This window comes from Jiella mangrovi, assembly GCF_017815135.1.
Lineage (GTDB): Bacteria > Pseudomonadota > Alphaproteobacteria > Rhizobiales > Rhizobiaceae > Jiella > Jiella mangrovi.
Genome location: NZ_JAGJCF010000002.1, coordinates 68,664 through 87,426 on the forward strand (window position 1 = coordinate 68,664; position 18,763 = coordinate 87,426).

12 protein-coding genes and 1 tRNA gene are annotated in these 18,763 nt (G+C 65.9%); 5 read left to right on the plus strand and 8 right to left on the minus strand.

Annotated elements, in window-relative coordinates; translation table 11 throughout:
* Positions 1 to 4 precede the first annotated feature (4 nt).
* From J6595_RS03245 to J6595_RS03255, 3 genes are all read right to left on the minus strand, one after another.
* On the minus strand, positions 5 to 928 hold the full coding sequence (locus tag J6595_RS03245) for an ABC transporter permease (RefSeq protein WP_209593029.1): 924 nt from the start codon (positions 926 to 928) through the stop codon (positions 5 to 7).
* A gap of 6 nt (positions 929 to 934) precedes the next feature.
* A complete protein-coding gene (locus J6595_RS03250) occupies positions 935 to 1,888 on the minus strand; it encodes an ABC transporter permease (RefSeq protein ID WP_209593030.1) in 954 nt (317 codons plus the stop codon).
* Between the two features lie 109 nt (positions 1,889 to 1,997).
* Positions 1,998 to 3,602, minus strand: coding sequence for an ABC transporter substrate-binding protein (locus tag J6595_RS03255; RefSeq protein ID WP_209593031.1), 1,605 nt, complete (start codon positions 3,600 to 3,602; stop codon positions 1,998 to 2,000).
* 630 nt (positions 3,603 to 4,232) lie between these two features.
* On the opposite strand from J6595_RS03255, the gene J6595_RS03260 reads away from it, so the two are divergent.
* Positions 4,233 to 4,481, plus strand: a complete 249-nt coding sequence (locus J6595_RS03260; protein WP_209593032.1) for a hypothetical protein — start codon at positions 4,233 to 4,235, stop codon at positions 4,479 to 4,481.
* The gene (locus tag J6595_RS03265) at positions 4,481 to 5,857 is read left to right on the plus strand and encodes an amidase (RefSeq protein ID WP_209593033.1); all 1,377 of its coding nucleotides are present in this window, start codon (positions 4,481 to 4,483) and stop codon (positions 5,855 to 5,857) included. Before J6595_RS03260 ends, J6595_RS03265 begins: the two co-directional genes overlap by 1 nt.
* Positions 5,858 to 6,115: 258 nt before the next feature.
* On the opposite strand, the gene J6595_RS03270 is transcribed toward J6595_RS03265, so the two are convergent.
* Positions 6,116 to 6,189, minus strand: a tRNA-Gln gene (locus J6595_RS03270).
* Between the two features lie 317 nt (positions 6,190 to 6,506).
* Here J6595_RS03270 and J6595_RS03275 point away from each other — a divergent pair.
* The 3 genes from J6595_RS03275 to pdeM all read left to right on the plus strand — a co-directional run bounded on the left by J6595_RS03275 (position 6,507) and on the right by pdeM (position 12,230).
* Entirely contained in the window at positions 6,507 to 9,092 is a 2,586-nt protein-coding gene (locus J6595_RS03275) for a ligase-associated DNA damage response DEXH box helicase (protein WP_209593034.1), read from the plus strand.
* Positions 9,093 to 9,455: 363 nt separating this feature from the next.
* Complete coding sequence (locus tag J6595_RS03280) at positions 9,456 to 11,114, plus strand: alpha-amylase family protein (protein ID WP_209593035.1); 1,659 nt, start codon at positions 9,456 to 9,458, stop codon at positions 11,112 to 11,114.
* Between the two features lie 402 nt (positions 11,115 to 11,516).
* A complete protein-coding gene (pdeM, locus tag J6595_RS03285; protein ID WP_209593036.1) occupies positions 11,517 to 12,230 on the plus strand; it encodes a ligase-associated DNA damage response endonuclease PdeM in 714 nt (237 codons plus the stop codon).
* Positions 12,231 to 12,238: 8 nt separating this feature from the next.
* Here the strand turns inward: pdeM and J6595_RS03290 are convergent, their stop codons facing one another.
* The 4 genes from J6595_RS03290 to J6595_RS03305 form a co-directional block, all read right to left on the minus strand.
* The gene (locus J6595_RS03290; protein ID WP_209593037.1) at positions 12,239 to 12,751 is read right to left on the minus strand and encodes a DUF3429 domain-containing protein; all 513 of its coding nucleotides are present in this window, start codon (positions 12,749 to 12,751) and stop codon (positions 12,239 to 12,241) included.
* A gap of 61 nt (positions 12,752 to 12,812) precedes the next feature.
* Positions 12,813 to 13,667, minus strand: coding sequence for a TIGR02186 family protein (locus J6595_RS03295; protein WP_342453075.1), 855 nt, complete (start codon positions 13,665 to 13,667; stop codon positions 12,813 to 12,815).
* 80 nt (positions 13,668 to 13,747) lie between these two features.
* On the minus strand, positions 13,748 to 14,677 hold the full coding sequence (locus J6595_RS03300; protein ID WP_209593039.1) for a sulfite exporter TauE/SafE family protein: 930 nt from the start codon (positions 14,675 to 14,677) through the stop codon (positions 13,748 to 13,750).
* Positions 14,678 to 14,807: 130 nt separating this feature from the next.
* Positions 14,808 to 18,719: a peptidoglycan-binding protein gene (locus J6595_RS03305; RefSeq protein ID WP_209593040.1), complete on the minus strand. Its 3,912-nt coding sequence runs from the start codon at positions 18,717 to 18,719 to the stop codon at positions 14,808 to 14,810.
* Positions 18,720 to 18,763 lie beyond the last annotated feature (44 nt).

Genomic DNA, 18,763 nt, shown 5'->3' on the forward strand with positions numbered 1-18,763 from the left:
CGGCTCAATCCTTGATGTTCATGGCCGAGCGGAGGCCGTCGGAAAGCAGGTTGAGGCAGAGCGAGGTGAGAAAGATCATCGCCCCCGGCAGCGCGGCGAGCACCGGATTGATGTAGATCGCCGTGCGCAGCGTGTTCAGCATCAGCCCCCATTCCGGCTCGGGCGGCTTCACGCCGAGACCGAGGAACGACAGCCCGGCCGCGAGGATCATCGAGACGCTGGTGAGGCTCGTCGCATAGACGAAGATCGGGCTCATGACGTTGCCGAGGACATGCACCCTGACGACCGTCAGCGGATGGGCGCCGGAGATCCGCGCCGCGTCGACATATTCGAGCGAACGCACCGAGGCCGTGACACTTTCGGCGACGCGGGTGATCGGCGGGACGAAGACGATCGTCAGCGAGACCAGCGAATTGACGATGCCGGCGCCGAGCGCGCCCGAGATGGCGATCGCCAGAAGGATCGAGGGAAAGGCGAAGAAGACGTCGACGGTGCGCATGATCGCCGTGTTCAGCCAGCCGCCGACATAGCCGGCGACGACACCAAGACCGGTGCCGATGACGAAGGCGAAGATCACCGGCAAGAGCCCGAGCATCAGCGTCAGGCGGCCGCCATAGATGAGGCGGGCGAGCATGTCGCGGCCGAGTTCGTCGGTTCCCAGAAGATGGCCCGGCGTGCCGAGCGGCTTCAGCCGCGAGATCATCGAGCCGGTGAAAGGGTCGGCCAGCGGCAGATAGGGCGCGAAGATCACGGCGAGCAGCAACAGGCCGAGCAGCGCCGCGCAGAGCATCGCCACCGGATCGCGCAGGAGCCGCGAGCCGACGCCACTCCAGTAGCCCTTCGATCTGGCCGGTGCCTGTTCGGCCGCGGCGTGGCCGGCGACACGGCCTTCGGCCCGTCCAAGGGTCGTCGTCGAGGTGTCGGACATCGTTCGTCAGCCTCGTTTGATGCGCGGGTCGACCAGCGGCTGGGCGAGATCGACGAGGAGATTGGCGAAGACGAAGAACAGGGCGAGGACGAGGATCGTGCCCTGCAGGAGCGGCAGGTCGCGCTGGAAGATCGCGTTTGACAACAGGAAGCCGGTCCCCGGCCAGTTGAACACCGTCTCGATCAGGATGGAGCCGCCGAGGAGATAGCCGAGCTGCAGGCCGACCACCGAGAGCGTCGTCGGCGTGACGTTGCGGATCACATGGCGCAGAACACCGGTGCCCGAGAGACCCTTGGCCTCGAGTGCGCTGACGAAATCCTGGGAAAGGATGTCGCCGACGAGCGCCCGGACCGTGCGCGTGACGATGCCCATGGGGACGACGGCGAGGGTGATCGCCGGCAGCAGAATGAAGCGCAGATGCTCGATGTCCCAGGCCCACGCCGTCGAACCGCCCGGCCCTGCTCCCGTCGAGGGCAGCCAGCCTAGCGTGACCGAGAAGACCGCGACGAGGACGATGCCGAGCCAGTAGTTTGGGACAGAGACACCGGTGATCGCCAGTGCCGTCACCGCGCGGTCGATCAGCGTGTCCTTGAAGGTGCCGGCGACGAAGCCGAAGAAGATGCCGAGCGGAAAGCCGATCAGCGAGGCGGTGAAGGCGAGGATAAGCGTGTTGCCGACCGCCCGCCGCACCTCGGCGGCCACCGGCCTACCTGTGGCGATGGACGAGCCGAGATCGCCCTGCAGCGCGTTGCCGAGCCATATGCCGAACTGCACCGGCAACGGGCGGTCGAAGCCGTATTCGGCGCGCATGGCGGCCTGCTGCTCGGCCGTCGCGTCGATCGGCATGACGGCGGTCAGGGGATCGCCCGGCGCGATGTGGACCAGCATGAAGCAGATCACGCTGACGCCGAAGGCGACGGGAATGACGTAGAGAAGCCGCCGGATCATATAGGCGAGCATGGGGTGAAACGCCCTTTCAGTTTGCGGACCCGCGCCAGAGGCGCGGATCGACAGCGTCGTTTCAGATGAGGGGGAGTGGGCGGCGGCGAAGGCTCGCCGCGTCGGTCGCCTATTCCTCGATGGTGATGCCGGAGAAGTTCTGGAACCAGTTCTGCGCCTGGACGAAGCCCTTCACCTTCGGGCTCATGGCCCGGGGCGCCACGTCATGGGCGACGAACAGGAAAAGCGCGTCGTTCACATATTTTTCGTGCGTCTTGCGCAGCACCTCGTCCTGTTCGGCCGGATCGAAGGTGGTGCGGATCTTCTTGAACAGCTCTTCCATCTCAGGATCGCAGTAGTGGCCCCAATTGGTGCCGTTCGGCGCGATGAGGTCGCAGGACAGATGCCGGATCAGGCCGGTGAAGGGGTCCTGGATGAAGTAGGAGAAGTTGATCGACTGAGCCCCTTGCGCCGAAGGATCGGCGGCGCCGGCGCGCCAGATGTTGATCATCGTGTTCCACTCGACGACCTCGAATTCGACGTCGATGCCGATCGCTGCCAGATTCTGCTGGATGAACTCGTTCATCGGCAGCGGCAGCATCTGGCCGGAGCCCGACGGCGAGATCAGCGCCTTGACCTTGAGCGGCTTGTCCGGGCCGTAGCCGGCCTTGGCGAGATATTCCTTCGCCGCTTCGGGATCGTAGCGCACGTCGAATTCCGGCTTGCCGAACCACTGCGAGGACGGCGGCATGAAGCCCTTCGCCTCGACCATGAGCCCGCCGAGAAGCTGCTTCAGCCCGGCCCGGTCGACCGCCAGATTGGCGGCCTTGCGAACGTTGATGTCGTTCCAGGGCGAGCCTTCCAGCCGCGAGAAGTGATAGGTCCAGTTGTGCGGATAGGTATTTGAGACGATCTTGAAGCCGTTGCCCTCGAGCGCCGGCACGAGATCGGGCGCCGGCGCCTCGATCCAGTCCACCTGGCCGGACAGAAGCGCTGAGGAGCGCGCATTCGGCTCCGGCAGGGGGATCAGCACCATCTTGTCGAGCTTGGGGACGCGGGTCTTGTCCCAGTAATCCAGGTTCGGCACCAGCTCGGCGCGCTCGCGCGGCACGAAGCTTTCCAGCTTCCAGGGACCGGTCCCCGAAGGATGGGCGGCGACCTTTTCCCAGCTCTTGTCCTGCGCCTCCCAGTTGGCCGGCGAGGAGAACATGATCCAGGCGATCTGATAGGGCAGCGTCGCGTCGGGCTGTTTGGTGACGATCTCCACCGTCAGCGGATCGATCACCTTGTAGCTGGCGATGGAGGGAATGCGGCTCGCCCCCTGCGCGGCCTGGCGCGTGTCGTACTGCTCCGACTTGTCGTTGAGAAGCTTGTCGAGGTTCCACACCACCGCATCGGCGGTGAAGTCCGATCCGTCGTGGAATTTCACGCCCTCGCGCAGCTTGAAGGTCCACTTCGTGCGGTCTTCAGGGTCCGTCGACCATTCGGTGGCGAGCCCCGGCGTCAGGGTCGAAGGCTTGTCGGCGCTGGAAAGGTCCCAGTTGATCAGGGAATCATAGACCGTATAGCCCATGAAGCGCATGCCCTCGCCGCCCTGGTCCGTCTGGCCCGTGGTCAGCGGAATGTCGGAGGCCGTCATGCCGATCCGCAAGGTGCCCGCGGCAAGGGCCGAGGTTGAGAAGAGCGCGACGGTCGCGACGGCCAGAACGGCTTGGCGAAGCGGCTTGAGAAACATGAACGATCCTTTACCCGTTTGTGAAGACGGCTGGGGCCGGCGATTTTCGCCAAGGCCAGGCGCAAGGGCCATCTTGCAAGGGCCATGCCAAGCGCTCCGAGCGCGTCCGCCCTCGCCTCGGGCAAATGTCTGGGGAATGGGAGACGCATGGGGCGGCGATCACCCGATCGTCGGAAGCTGGGCTTGAAACGGTGGATTCGATGCCGATTCCCAGGATGCGCCGAAGCCCCACACAAAGACTTCGAAGGAGCCGGAAGCGATCGGCCGGGCACAGGTCACGGCGGTTCGACCTGCCGGACGGCGCAACGTACGGGGCATGATATGCATATAATCTATGCAGACCCACCACACTGTTCATACAAAAGGCACAGCGTGCCCGGCGCCGGGTCAGCCTGCTCCGCGGACGGCCCTGACGCCGGTCCTTCTCCGAGAAAAGACCATTGCGGGTATGTCACCTCGAATCCGCCAGACGGCGATTGACGCAGGGCAAATGTCCGGACAAACTCCGATTTCGCAGCGCAGCATCGCGCTTGCGCATCGCTGCTCTGTTTCGCGAAGCCAACTCCCTTGGCAAAGCCCCAGGCGTCACCAGCACCCTGTCCGCATCCTCCTCACAGACCAGGTCCTGCCATGTCCGATCCAGCCAAGTCCGATCCAGCCAAGTCCGATTCTCTGGCCGACGCATCACGCCTCATCAAAACGACCATGGGCCGCGAGCCGCTGATCGGCGAGGCGAACGCCGTCGCCGCTCAGGCCGATCGCGCCCTGCGCCATTGCGTGATGTCCGATCTTTGTGCCGGGCAGGACCTTTTCCACGTCGAGCCGGACGCCTATGGCGCCGCCATGGCCCGGATCGCCACCCGGACCGGAGACGCCTGATGACGGAACCGCTCGACTGGACCCTCATCGAAGCCGCTGCCGCGATTCGCGCCGGCGACATCTCCTCGGCCGAACTCACCGATCTGGCAATCCAGCGCGCTGAGGCCTTGCAAACGAAGCTCAACAGCTTCATCGCCCTCGAGCCGGAGGCGGCCCGCTCGGCAGCGAAGGCCGCGGACGAAGCGCTTGCGAGCGGACGCGCGGTCGGCCCGATCCACGGCGTGCCCCTCTCCCACAAGGACATGTATGACCGCGCCGGAGCGATCACCGGCTGCGGCTCGAAGATCCGTGCCCATGAGGTCGCGGCGCATACCGCCACGGTGATCGAGCGGCTGGACGAGGCTGGCCAGATCCATCTCGGACGGCTCAACATGTCCGAATTCGCCATGGGACCGACGGGCTTCAACGCCCATCACGGTCGGGCCTCGAACCCCCTCGACCCCGCCCGGATCGCCGGCGGCTCCTCGTCGGGCTCCGGCAGCGCCGTCGGCTCGAACACGATCTTCGCCGCGCTGGGCTCCGACACCGGAGGATCGATCCGCCTGCCCGCCGCCTGTTGCGGTGTCGTCGGGCTGAAACCGACCCAGGGCCGCGTCAGCCGCTTCGGCGCGATGCCCCTGTCCCATTCCCTCGACTGCGTCGGGCCGCTCGCCCGCTCCGTCGCCGATGCCAAGCTCATCACGAGGATTATCGCGGGACCGGACGGGCGCGATGGCGCCTGCCTCGACGCCCCGCCGATCGGCGCCGAGGCACCGGCCGTCGCCGATCTCACCGTCGCCATTCCCGATGCAGGCTTCTTCGTCGAGGATCTCGCCCCCGAGGTCGCGGCCTTTCTGGCCGACGCCGAGGCGATCCTGACCGGTGCGGGCGCCCGCATCGTACGGCCGAAGCTGCCGCCGCTCGACGACGTCATCGAGCTGACCAATCTCATCGCCATGACCGAGGCCGGGGCGATCCATCTCGACACGATGCGCGAGCGGCCCGAAGATTACGGCGAGCAGGTGCGCGCCCGGCTGATCCAGGGCCTCGGCGTCCCCGCGCCGGTCTATCTGCGCGCGATGCAGATCAAGGGTGTCTTTCTCCGGCGTTTTCTCGCCGAAGTCCTGACCGAGTGCGACGCGGTCGTCACCCCGACCATGCCGATGCTGCCGCCCGTCTCGGCCGAGGTCGAAGTCGGCGCGAGCGAGGCGATGACCCGCGTCATGGTCTCGATATCGAAGTTCACCCGGGTGTTCTCGTTCCTGGGCCTGCCGACCCTCGCCGTTCCGGGCCCGGCGACGACCGGCGGCCTGAAGCCGAGCGTCCAGATCGCGGCCGCCCCCTTCAGGGAAGATATCACCTGCACGCTCGGCGAAGCGATCGAACGCGGTCTTTAGAGTATCCGTGCGCCCGAACGGACGCACGAAGGACGCTCTAACCTGTTGAGTCTACCGCCTCAGACATTGAGAGCACCGTCCTGCGTCCGAAAGGACGCAGGACGCCCTGGACGTCGGACGGGATTTCCCCAGGTTCGGAAGCAGAATCGACGCCACTTCGGCACGCGTCACAACGACCGGCGCAAAGACGCGGGCACCAGAATACCAACAAGCGCCAAAGCATCGAATTTTCGGTCAGAATACCGCTATGAAAAAAATTGGCTGGGGAACCTGGATTCGAACCAGGACTAACGGAGTCAGAGTCCGTGGGTCTACCGTTAACCTATTCCCCAACGGGCGCCCGGAAGCGCCGGTGGCCGGTGCCGTGTTCCATAGCGGACGAAACCGGCACGAAGCTTGTCGCGGCTCGGTAGCGGCCATCGACCGGGCGTCATATAGCTGCCTCGCCTGCAGATGTGAACCCTCGGCGGCAATCTTTTTTGGGATGACATCCTTGGCTATCGCAGTGCGCCCTGTCAGCTCCTCAGTATGGGCAGCTTACCCTTGAAACTTGCCCGCGGCCCTGCGAGCCATCGGGCGCGGATGTGAATCGCTTCTCAGGTCCTTTCCGCAATTGGCGCAGGCGCATCTCGTCCCTATTTTTATCCGCGTGACAGCCCGCCCCTCCCCCTTCGCGCCCGACGCTGCCCCGATCGCCCTGCCCGAACCATTCCTGCAATGGTTCGCCGGCCATGGCTGGGCGCCGCGGCCGCATCAGCTGGACCTGCTCGCCAAGGCCGAAGCCGGGGCCTCGGTGCTGCTGATCGCGCCGACCGGGGCGGGCAAGACGCTGGCGGGGTTCCTGCCGGCGCTGGTGGACCTTTCGCGGCGCAGGCGGCGCAAGCCGGGCGAACGGCCGCGCGGGGTGCATACGCTCTACATCTCGCCCTTGAAGGCGCTGGCGACGGACATTGCCCGCAATCTGGAGCGCCCCGTCGCCGAGATCGGGCTTTCGGTGACGATGGAGACCCGCACCGGCGACACGTCGCAGGTGCGGCGCCAGCGCCAGAAGCTGAAGCCGCCGGACATCCTCCTGACGACGCCCGAACAGCTGGCGCTGCTGATCGCGGCCAAGGACGCCGCAGACTTCTTTTCCGATCTTCGCTATGTCGTCTTCGACGAACTACATTCGCTGGTGACGTCGAAGCGCGGGCATCTGCTTGCGCTCGGGCTCGCCCGGCTGCGCAAGCTGCGCCCGGAGCTGCAGACGATCGGACTGTCGGCGACGGTGTCCGACCCGGCGGAGCTCTGCCGGTGGCTGGTGTCGCAAAACCGAGGGGGCGGCCCCGGTAGGGCGACCGACTTTGGCGACGCCGCAGATCTAAAGGCAGAGGCCGCGCTGATCACCGTCGAGGGCGGGGCGAAGCCGGACATTGCGATCCTCGAATCGCAAGAGCGGGTGCCCTGGCAAGGCCATACGGCAAGGTATGCGTTGCCGGAGATCTACGCGGCGATCAAGGCGCACAGGACGACGCTGCTCTTCGTCAACACCCGCAGCCAGGCGGAGCTCCTGTTTCAGGAGCTGTGGCGGATCAACGAGGATACTCTGCCGATCGCGCTGCATCACGGCTCGCTGGATGTCGGCCAGCGCCGCAAGGTCGAGGCGGCGATGACGCGCAACGAGCTGCGCGCCGTCGTCGCGACATCCACCCTCGATCTCGGCATCGACTGGGGCGACGTCGATCTCGTGGTCCATGTCGGCGCGCCGAAGGGCGCCTCGCGGCTGGCGCAGAGAATCGGGCGGGCGAACCACCGGATGGACGAGCCCTCCAAGGCGATCCTCGTGCCGGCCAACCGCTTCGAGGTGATGGAATGCCGCGCCGCGCTCGACGCCAACTATCTCGGCGCGCAGGACACGCCGCCGCTGCGGGACGGCGCCCTCGACGTTCTCGCCCAGCACGTCCTCGGCATGGCCGTCGCAGCGCCCTTCCGGGCAGATGATCTTTATGCGGAGATTACCTCCGCCGCGCCCTATGCCGATCTTCCGCGCGAAACCTTCGACCGGATCGTCGAATTCGTCGCCACCGGCGGCTATGCGCTGAAGGTCTATGAGCGCTATGCCAAGATCAAGCTGACCGAGGACGGCACCTGGCGGCTGACCCATCCCCGATTTGCTCAAGCATACCGGATGAATGCCGGCACCATCGTCGAGGCGGCGATGCTGGAGATCCGGATGATCCGTCGGCGCACCGCCTCGGCGATCGCCCGCGGCGGCCGGGCGCTCGGCAAGATCGAGGAGGCCTTTCTGGAGACGCTGTCGCCCGGCGACACCTTCCTCTTCGCCGGCGAGGTCCTGCGCTTCGAGGGCATTCACGAGACCTCGTGCCTCGTCACCAGGGCCACCAGCGACGAGCCGAAGGTGCCCTATTATGGCGGCTCGAAATTTCCGCTGACGACCTATCTGGCGAAAGAGGTCCGGGCGATGCTCGCCGACCCTGCCCGCTGGTCCGCCCTGCCAAGCCAAGTTCGCGACTGGCTGTCGATCCAGAAGCTGAAGTCGATCATTCCGGGGCCGAACGACCTCCTGGTCGAGACCTTTCCGAACGGCAAGCTCTTCCACATGGTGCTCTATCCCTTCGAAGGCCGCCTCGCCCACCAGACCCTCGGCATGCTCTTGACCCGCCGCCTCGAACGCGCCCGGGCGATGCCCCTCGGCTTCGTCGCGACGGACTACGCGATCTCGATCTGGGGTCGGAAGGACATGGGCGAGATGATCGCCGACGGCGCGCTGTCCCTCGACGCCCTCTTCGACGAGGACATGCTGGGCGACGATCTGGAAAGCTGGATGGCCGATTCATGGCTTTTGAAGCGCACCTTCCGGCAATGCGCGGTGATCTCCGGCCTCATCGAAAAGCGCCATCCGGGGCAGGAGAAGACCGGGCGTCAGGTCACCGTCTCGACCGATCTCGTCTATGATGTCCTGAGAGCCCACGAGCCGGACCACATCCTGATGCAGGCGACCTGGGCGGATGCAGCGACCGGCCTGCTCGACGTTTCGCGCGTCTCCGATCTGCTGGCCCGCATCAAGCATCACATCGTCCACCAGGATCTCGAGCAGATCTCGCCGCTCGCCGTTCCGGTGATGCTGGAAATCGGCCGCGAGAGCGTCGTCGGCGAGGCGCGGGACGCGGATCTGCGCGAGGCGGCGAAGGAGGCGATGATCGCGATGGCGATGGCGGACGGACCGGGCGCGTGATCTTGGCCTGTCAGAGCGCGATTTGTGCCCCTTGGGAAGGGCCGAAGGGGCGCCCCTCGCCCTTCGAGGCTCGCTTCGCGAGCGCCTTAGGATGAGGGGCGACTGGGACGCTGCGCTTGATGATGACCATGGAGCCAAGTCGCCGGCCGGCTGCTGGAGCGAGTGGCGCGGCGCGAGACGTCCCTCACCCTGAGGTGCCGCTGCAGGCGGCCTCGAAGGGCGAGGGACCTCGCAGACATTGCGGCTGAAGGCCCGAAAGTCGATGCGTCTGCGTCCCCTCGTTTGCGCAACGCTATGACGTCTTTGGCTCGAACTCTAAGCCTGACGCACTAGCTCCGCATCAACCCCAAGGAGCCCTGCCCCATGTATAATCTCTGGTACAAGAACGCCGTCATCTACTGTCTCGATGTCGATGCCTTCATGGATTTTGACGGCGACGGGGTCGGCGATTTCCTGGGGCTGACCGACAGGCTCGACCATATCGAGGCGCTCGGCTGCGACACGATCTGGCTCTTGCCCTTCTATCCCTCGCCCAACAAGGACAATGGCTACGACATCACCGACTATTACGCCGTCGATCCGCGGCTCGGCAATCTCGGGCATTTCGTCGAATTTGCGCAAGGCGCCAAGGATCGCGGGCTGAAGGTCATGGTCGATCTCGTCGTCAACCACACCTCGATCGATCATCCCTGGTTCCAGAGGAGCCGCGAGGGCGATCCGAAATATCGCGACTGGTATGTCTGGAAGGACGAAAAGCCTGCCGATGCGGAAAAGGGCGTGATCTTTCCCGGCGTCCAGGAATCCACCTGGACCTACGACCGCAAGCGCCAGGCCTATTATTTCCACCGTTTCTACAAGCATCAGGCCGATCTCAATATCGCAAACCCCGCCGTGCGCGAGGAGATCGAGCGGATCATCGGCTTCTGGCTGGCGCTCGGCGTCTCCGGCTTTCGCGTCGATGCGGTGCCCTTCATGCTGGAGGATCTCGAAGGCCCCGATGACGGCGAGAGCCCCTATGGCTATCTCGGCCAGATCCGGCGGTTCCTGTCATGGCGCCGGGCCGAGGCGATCCTGCTGGCCGAGGCCAACATCCCGATGGAGGAAGCCGGCGACTATTTCGGCAATGACGACCGGCTGAACGTCATCTTCAACTTTCCGCTGAACCAGCAGCTCTTCCTGGCGCTCGCCCGCCGCGACGGCACGCCGGTCGCAAGGTTCCTCAAAGCCCTGCCGGAGATCCCCGAGACGGCCCAATGGGCGACCTTCCTGCGCAATCACGACGAGATCGATCTCGGCCGGCTCGAAGAGGAGGAACGCGCCGAGGTGTTCGCCGCCTTCGGGCCAGAAAAGTCGATGCAGATCTACGATCGCGGCATTCGCCGGCGGTTTGCTGCCATGCTCGGCGGCGACGAGCGGCGCATCCAGATGGCCTTCTCGCTGATGCTGTCCCTGCCGGGAACGCCGGTCATCTGGTATGGCGACGAGCTCGGCATGGGCGACAATCTCGACCTGCCTGAGCGCAACGCGGTGCGAACGCCGATGCAATGGTCGAACAAGCGTTCCGGCGGCTTCTCGACCGCCAAACCTGAAGACTGCGTGCGGACGCCCGTCACCGACGGCCCCTTCGGCTATGCTCATATCAATGCCGACGCCCAGCGCATCGACCCGAACTCGACCTTTTCGACGGTCCAGCGGCTGATCCGCGCCCGCCGAAGCTGCCCGGAGATCGGCTGGGGAAAGGCCGAGGTGCTCGAAATCGACGGCCCCTCGGTCCTCGCCCTGCGCTATGTCTGGCGCGGCAACAGGCTGGTCACGCTGCACAATCTTTCGGACGTACCGCAGACCGTCGAGATCACCCCGCTCATCGAGGGCTGCGAGGTCCGCCCGGTACTCAGGGCCGGAATCGACATCGACCGGACGGGCGACGGGCTGACGCTCAAGCTCGGCGCCTATGGCTACGAATGGCTGCGGCTGGAGGCGGAGACGGAGACGGAGACGGAGACTGAGACTGAGACGGAATGAGGGTCGCCACCATAACCGTTTCGTCATCCCGGGCTTGACCCGGGATCCATTCCAAATCGCCTCGACCGCCGAGACTTTCGACCATAGACCGTTGCTTTTATTGTGCCGGACGGCTCATTTCCAGCGCAGAGGAATGGATCCCGGCTCGGGGGCCGGGATGACGAAGCGGCAATGTTACCGCGCTCCCGTCGACGGAGAGCCATCTGGCAGACGATCGACCAGAACGAAGAGGCAGGCCTTAGAGGCAGCTGTTCCGGCGCCCGATCTTGCCGCCGCCACGCACCCGTCGCCGCCTCCTGCGCTCTCCTGCCGCAGCAAAGCGGCTTCCCGACTCTTGCCTTCACCCCGCCATCCCGGTCAAATCGGAACGAAACGCGAATCAGAGAGCGGGACAGGCAGGCGATGAACGCTTTGGCGCGGCGGCTGAGGCAGGGAGAATGCGAGGCGCTGGACATGGCGCTCGCTGGCGAGCGGATCACCTGCGATCCGGCCGGCGTCCTTTATCTGCCGGCCGAAGACTGCCTCGTCGTTTCCGATCTGCATCTGGAAAAGGGCGCGGCCTTTGCCCGGCGGGGCATGTTCCTGCCGCCCTATGATACGGCCGCGACACTCGCTCTCCTCGCGCTCGCACTCGACCGCTATACGCCGGCCCGCGTCGTCTGCCTCGGCGATTCCTTTCATGACCGCAAGGGCGCCGCCCTGATGCCCGCTTCGGAGCGGGGCAGCCTGTTGGCGCTGATGCGCGGCCGCGACTGGATCTGGATCGCAGGCAATCACGATCCCGAACCGCCGCAGGGGATCGGCGGCGAGACGCTCGGCGAAGTGACGGTCGGCGCTCTTTCCTTCCGCCACGAGCCGAGCCCCGGCGCAAGGCGGGGCGAGGTGTCCGGCCATCTTCATCCCGTTGCTCGACTCGCCGGGCGTGGTTCGCGCCGTGCCTGCTTTGCCACCGACGGCAGCCGCATGATTTTGCCCTCCTTCGGCGTGACGACCGGCGGCCTCAACGTCCTCGACCGGGCGTTTCACGGGCTTTTCAACATTGAAACGGCGCTGGCCTGCATGATCGGCCATTCGGGGATCTATCCGGTCAGGTTCGGCGCCCTCGTGGCGGGATAGCGCGGCGCTCACCCATAGGTCGCGACGAAGGCGACGATCTGGCACAGCACCACGGCACCTGAGAGAAAAAGCCGCAGCCGGCCGAACCAGCCGGGCAGAGCTCCCCGCCGCGCCGAGACGACATCCCAAACGCCGCTCGCCAGGAAGCTCGCCGCAAAGCCGGCGAACGCCCAGGGGCTCGGCACGAAAAGCAATGCCCAGCCGAGCAGCGAGGGAAGAACGGAGGCCACGAGAATGGCGATCCGCTGATGGCCGGGGCTCAGCGCAAAGCCCCAACGGATCCCGCCGAGAAAGGCGAGGATCGTCGCGGAATAGCCGGTGAAGGCCAGAACCAGCTGCGGATAGGCGATGAACTCGCGGCCCGCATAGGCGAGAAGGCCCGCCATCCCCACGAAGGGGACGAGGCCGAAGAGAGCGAGCGCCCAGGCTGTCCGCGCGTGGTCGTGCTGCGGTTGCCCGCCCGCCCTGCCCGCGGCGTCGCCGGCTTCGTTTCCCAGTCCGGTGTGATCAGCGTCGTGCATCGTGCTCATCACCAGCAAGATAGGCCAGTTGCGCCGTTGGTCATCGACGCGAAACGTCGCGTCAGTCGCGCTTGAAGATCAGCCGGCCGAACCAGCCGGTGAATATCGCGAGCAGAACCGCCGAGATGCCGTAGAGAATGCCGTAGCGCGTCGCCATGTCGTCGATGAAATTCTCGAAGCCGGATTTTCTCACATAAAGCGGCTCGGAGCTCTCGCGGATGAAGACACCGCCACGAAAGAGGTAGGCTCTGGTGATGTGCGTTCCCGTCGGCAGGTCGGCCGGCAGATGCAGATCGGCGCGAAACAGGGTCGGACTGACGAACTGGACCGTCCCGACCGTCTGGTTGTAGAGCCCTTTTTCTTCGCGGATGCGCTTCAGCGCCTCGACATAGCCATCGACGCGCGCCGCCACCGGGGAAGCGACCTTCGGCTCGGCGGCGGCCTGAGCCCGCCGCTCCGCAAGGCTGATATTGGGCTGATCCTGCGCCGGCTTGCTCGGCTGATCGATCGCCGGCTGTCCCGCGGGACCGGGGGGCGGCGAGCTTTGCAGCTGCAGATCGTTGATGCCGAGCGACAGCCGCGAACGCAGTTCCTTGCGGGCGATGTCGGCCAGCGGCCGCGTCGCGGCCAGCGCATAGGAGGCCGGCACGGAATCGAAAGTCTCCGAGCCGCGATTGATCCAAAGGCCGAACGTGCGCTCCTTCTCGCGCACGACGACGGGCCGTCTCGGACCAATCAAAACGACGACGATGTCGTATCGCTGCTGGCGCAGGAGCTTTGCGTCGGCATTGTCGAGAGCGCCGAAGACCACGAGCCTTGCGCCGGTAAAGTCGGAGGTGATCGAGATGGTGTCGGTCGAAAGCCCGATCTCGAAGCTCTCGTTGCCGTCCTGGGCGGCGGCCGGCAGGCTAAACACCGCGAGGCACGCTGCAAGCCCCCTCGCTGCCCATGGCGGCCGCGCAAATAGCGGCCCGAGCCTTTGAAGTAACCGGCGGCTCACCCCGTCTCTCCGGTCGGCAGCGTGATGGTGAAGGGCTCGGCAGGCCGTGCGACCAGCTCCCAGCCGAGGCGCAGCCCGACCGCAAGCACCAGGAGCGCAAGCAGAGCGCGCAGCTGATCGCCGCGCAGCTTGCGCCCGGCCTCGGTACCGAACTGCGCTCCGATCACGCCCCCGATCATCAGAAGAAAGGCGAGCACGACGTCGACGGTCCGGTTCGTCGCCGCCTGGAGGATGGTCGTCGCCGCGGCCGTGAAGATGATCTGGAACAGGGACGTTCCGACCACAACGCTGGTCGGGACCCTGAGGAGATAGATCATCGCCGGAACCGCGATGAAGCCGCCGCCGACGCCCATGATGCCGGCGAGAAGTCCGATCAACGCGCCGAGAAGAAGGACCGGGATGACCGAGACATAAAGCTTCGACCGATGAAACCGCATTTTCAAGGGCAGCCCGTGGACCCAGGAGTGCTGGCCCGGACGGCGCACCTCGCCGCTGCCCTGAGAGCGCGAACGGATCATCGACTGGATGCTTTCAACGAGCATCAGCCCGCCGATGCCGCCGAGGAAAACGACGTAGAGCAGCGAAACGACCAGATCGAGCTGGCCGAGACGTCGCAGCAAGGTGAACAGGAGAACGCCCCCGACCGAACCGAAGAGGCCGCCGATCAGAAGAACCGTCCCGAGCTTGAGATCGACCGTTCCCCGGCGGTAGTGGGCGAGCGCGCCTGAAAACGAGGCGGCGATGACCTGATTGGCGCCGGTTGCCACCGCGACGGCGGGAGGGATGTTGTAGAATATCAGCAGCGGCGTGATCAGAAAGCCGCCACCGACGCCGAACAGGCCCGAGATGAATCCGACGGCCGCGCCCATGCCGACGAGGACGAAGACGTTCAGCGAGATTTCCGCGATCGGCAGGTAGAGATTCACGGGACGCGGCCGATGGAACTGGAGTGCTCCCGCCGGATGGCGAGCTTCTTCGTTCTGGCCCGAAGGTCGGCTGCTGTCAAATGGCGAAAACCCGCCGTTACCGGTCTTTCGCGGGCAAGGCGTCGTTTTGTCAGCCGTCCTTGCGCTCGAGCAACTTGCGGATCAGCGCCTCGTCGACCTTGCCAGTCGGCTGGAGCCCGGAATCCTTCTGGAAGGCCTCGATGGCGTTGGTCGTCTTGTCGCCGATAACGCCGTCGGGCGCGCCAGGCTCGTAGCCGAGCTTGATCAGGATCGCCTGAATATTGCGGATCGCACGGGCCATGTCGATCGACGAGGTCTCGGTTTTGGCCGAGTCACCCCGCCAGTCCTTGGGAATGTCAACCGTGTTCGCCGCATCGTCGCGCGGCAGCGGGCTGTAGGCTGCGATTTCGGCGTCCGCCGTCTTCAGCTGCTCCGGGGTCAGCGCCTTCTTGATCTCGTCGCGCTTGCCGGCGGCGTCCGCGTCCCCTTCCTTGGCGACGATCGAAAACCACTTGTAGGACTTGACCATGTCCTGATCGACACCGGCGCCCCGGGCGTAGAGAATGCCGAGATTGTACTGGCTGTCGGTCATGCCGTAGCTCGCGGCCATCTCGAACCACTTGGCGGCCTTGGCCGGCGCCGACTTGCCGTCGATGCCCGTTGCATAAAGCACGGCGAGGTTGTGCATCGCGCGGACATTGCCGCCGTCGGCGGCCTTCAGATACTCGTCGCGTGCCTTCGCCAGATCCTTCTCGACGCCATTGCCCTTCTCGTAGAGCGTCCCGAGGCTGTACTGCGCCGGCGCAAATCCGCGGTCGGCCGAAAGGCTGAACCACTTGGCGGCCAGCGCCGGATCCGGCGCGCCGGCACGCCCCTCCATCAGCCGCAGACCGATTTCGAACAGCGCCTTGGGATCGCCAGCCTTCGCCGCGTTGATCAGCGGCTCGGGGCCAACACCCTCCGGGATCGTGGGAAGATCCGCAGAATCGATCGATGCTTGCTGGGCAGGGCCCTGCGGCACGCTCTCGCTCGCAGGCGCCGAGGCGGCCGAGGCCGGTTCGGCTACCTGCCCGTCGTCCGACGGAGCACTGGCAGGCGAAGCGGCGGACTGAGCGACCTCCTGAGTGGCAAAGCCGGCCTGGGCCGGCCCATCGTCCAGTGAAAAGCCGTTCTTCGGCACCGTCGGAGAAGCCGGTTGCGCCAGCACATCGGAGCTCGACTTCCGATCTGCGACATCGGCAGACCCCGAGGCCGCCGAGGCCGTGTCATCGGCTGCGGTCTGCGTCTCCTGCCCCGTTGCATTGTCTGTCGCCGCGTCTGTCGCCGCGCCATCGTCTTCGGCAGCTTCGCTCGAAGGCCGCGCATCCTCGCTCGCGGCCACACCCTCGGCGGTCGTCTGCGAGGACGAGGAGGCAACCGGAGCTGATACGATCTGCGTGGCGACCTTGGCGGCGGGAACAGCCAGAAGAGCCAGAAGAATAGCGCTGATCGCCAGAAGGATCGGCTTGCGACGGCGGCTGATCTTGGCAGCGATCCCCTCGCTGGTCGTCGCCTCGGGATCGATCTCGGGCGAAGCGCGCATCGCGTCGGCTTCCGCGGCGGCCGCAAGCGCGGCGCGCCGGGCTGCGGCGATGAAATCGGCCTTGCCGTTGGTGTCCTCTTCTGCACGGCCGGCCTGCTGGGCGCGGACCCGTTCGATGAGGGAGACGATGTCAGGCTGGCCGGAACCGACCGCGAGAGGGCGGTTCGCTTCCTGTGATTCGAGTTCGTCCTCCGCCTGCTGCCCGTCGGCGGCGTCCGTATACTCGGCCCGCTCCTCTTCGGCCGGATAGTCTGCGAACTCCGGCTCCTGCCATTTGTCGGAGTGATCTTTCTGCTCGACATCGGCAACGGGGAGCTTGGCGCCACGGCGCTTGAGCATGGCGCGGAGCCCGCGCGGTGCTTCCTCTGCGTCGGTCGGGGCGGCAGTCTGCGCTTCGTTACTGTCGGACGCCCGGCCTTGTGAGAGGTCGGTGTCGATCCGATCGATCCGATCGACGAGCTTCAACAGCGTCGCATGCATCGCCTCGTAGAAGCTCTGGCTCTGCTCGCCGCTCGCCCGGGACATTTCCTGGAGCGAGCGAAGATCGCTTGCCAGCTGCTCGACATAGGCGCTCTGGCGTCCGTCGCCGTCCTCGACCATACGACGCACGGCAGCCTCGGCCGCCGCCTCGGCCGATTCCATGATGGCTTCGCGGTTTTCCTCGATCCTGAATTCGATGGTCGCCAGCCGCTCGTCGAGTTCGGGATCGGACAAGGCGCTTGCGCTTCCGACCTCAGCGATCCGATCCGACAGACGGATGATCTGGTCTTCGAGCGCCGCGACGATCTCGGGATCGAGTGCGGGAGCCGAGAATGCCTCCAGCCGGCTGTTCAGGGCCGCGAGCCGCGCCTCGATCGCGCTGACGTCGGGCGATGGCGCTGCGCCAATGGCCGCCAGCGATTCGAGATGGGCGGAAAAGGCTTCGATCCGCTCGGCCAGCGCCGCGATCGCCGGAGCGTTGGAGAGCCCCTCGATGCGATCGTTGAGTTCCGCGATCCGCGCCGACATGGCGTCGACGTCGGCCTCGCCGAGGCTGTCGACGCGGCTTGCCAGCGCCTGGAGCCGCGCCTCGACGCGCTCGACCGGCGACATGTCGACCGGCGGCGCCTTCGTGGCCGCGGCGACGATCGCCCGTGAAATCTCGTCGAGCCGCTCGTCGAGCGCCTGGAAATGCGCGTCGTCGCTCTCGTCCCGCCGCTCGTTGCCAAGCGCTTCGAGCCCCTCGGAAAGCGCCCTGAGACGCGCCTCGATCGGCTCGAGCGCAAAGCTGTCCGGCAGCTTGCTCAAGGTCTGTTCGAGCTGCTCCATGCGGCTCGAAAGCGTCTCGATGTTCTGTTCGATGCCGCGGGAGGCAAAGCGCTCCTCGAGCGAGCCCCAACGCTCCTCGACGGCCTTCACCGACTGTTCGGAGGCAAGCGTCTCGAGCTTGTCGCGAAGGCTGGCCATTTCGGATTTGAGAAGCTCGCCGATCTCGGGGCCTTCCTCGCGCTCCGGCTTGTCGAGATAGCGGCTTTCGAACTCGTCCCAGCGCCGCTCGAACGCCTTGACATGCTCTTCGCTGGCGAGGCTGCCGAGCGAGAGCCTCAGCCGCTCCAGCTCGTCCTTGATATCCCGGCGTTCCGTGACGCTGGCGGCATCACGGGTGTTGATGGTTTCGCGGATATCGTCCCATTTCTCGTCGGCGACCTTGAGGCTCTCCTCGCGGGCCAGGTCCTTGACCAGGGTGCGGATCGATTCCAGCTCGGATCGCAGCCCCTTGACGCCGTTCTCGTCGGCGCCGGTCGTCGCCATTTGCGCCAGGCCCTCGTGGACCCGCGCGATCTCGGCGTCGATGCGGTCCGTGCTGGCCCGATCGGCGATCATCCGCCGCAGGTCGTCGACCGCCTCGCGCATGTCGTCGAAGCGCGGCTGGAAGCTTTTTGCCATGTCGGTGCGCAGTTCCTCGCGCAGCCGCTCGAGCTGTTCGACGATCGTCGGCCCCGACGTCCGGTGCGAACGAGACGCAAGGCGCGCGGCGGCGGCCGCATCGGCAACGGGCAGTTCGGTGATCGTCTCACGCTCCTCGCCAGCAAAGGAGCGTCTGCGCTCGCTGGAGGCCTCTCTGGCGTCTTCGCTCGGGTGCCGGGAACGCTGAGGACGATTGAGCGCGCGCTGGCGCGTGACGATTTCGGAAACGGCCTTTGACAGATCGGCCCGCGGCGACGACAGCCCTGCCCCCGCCGCAAGGCGCGGCATCGACGCGGGGGCTTCTTCCGCCTCGCCTGGCACGGAAGCGCCGCTCTCGTGGTGCCTGAGATCCGCCGCGGCGCGTGCGTGGCTTGCCGTAAGCCGGGACAGTCGGGCCTCGAGTTCTTCGAGGGTCCGGTTCAACGTTTCGAGCGACGTCGTTCCACCGGTGACCTCGCGCTTTTCCGCTTCCATCCCTTTAAGATCGGCCATTTCCAGCTCTTCCCGACTTTTGGAGGGCCTCGGGCCCGCCGCCC

What these genes read in the sequence shown, in the direction of transcription:
- J6595_RS03245 (WP_209593029.1), bottom strand. Translation starts at nt 928, where the DNA reads ATGTCCGACACCTCGACGACGACCCTTGGACGGGCCGAAGGCCGTGTC.
- J6595_RS03305 (WP_209593040.1), bottom strand. Translation starts at nt 18,719, where the DNA reads ATGGCCGATCTTAAAGGGATGGAAGCGGAAAAGCGCGAGGTCACCGGT.
- J6595_RS03260 (WP_209593032.1), top strand. Translation starts at nt 4,233, where the DNA reads ATGTCCGATCCAGCCAAGTCCGATCCAGCCAAGTCCGATTCTCTGGCC.
- pdeM (WP_209593036.1), top strand. Translation starts at nt 11,517, where the DNA reads ATGAACGCTTTGGCGCGGCGGCTGAGGCAGGGAGAATGCGAGGCGCTG.
- J6595_RS03265 (WP_209593033.1), top strand. Translation starts at nt 4,481, where the DNA reads ATGACGGAACCGCTCGACTGGACCCTCATCGAAGCCGCTGCCGCGATT.
- J6595_RS03250 (WP_209593030.1), bottom strand. Translation starts at nt 1,888, where the DNA reads ATGCTCGCCTATATGATCCGGCGGCTTCTCTACGTCATTCCCGTCGCC.
- J6595_RS03290 (WP_209593037.1), bottom strand. Translation starts at nt 12,751, where the DNA reads ATGCACGACGCTGATCACACCGGACTGGGAAACGAAGCCGGCGACGCC.
- J6595_RS03280 (WP_209593035.1), top strand. Translation starts at nt 9,456, where the DNA reads ATGTATAATCTCTGGTACAAGAACGCCGTCATCTACTGTCTCGATGTC.
- J6595_RS03255 (WP_209593031.1), bottom strand. Translation starts at nt 3,602, where the DNA reads ATGTTTCTCAAGCCGCTTCGCCAAGCCGTTCTGGCCGTCGCGACCGTC.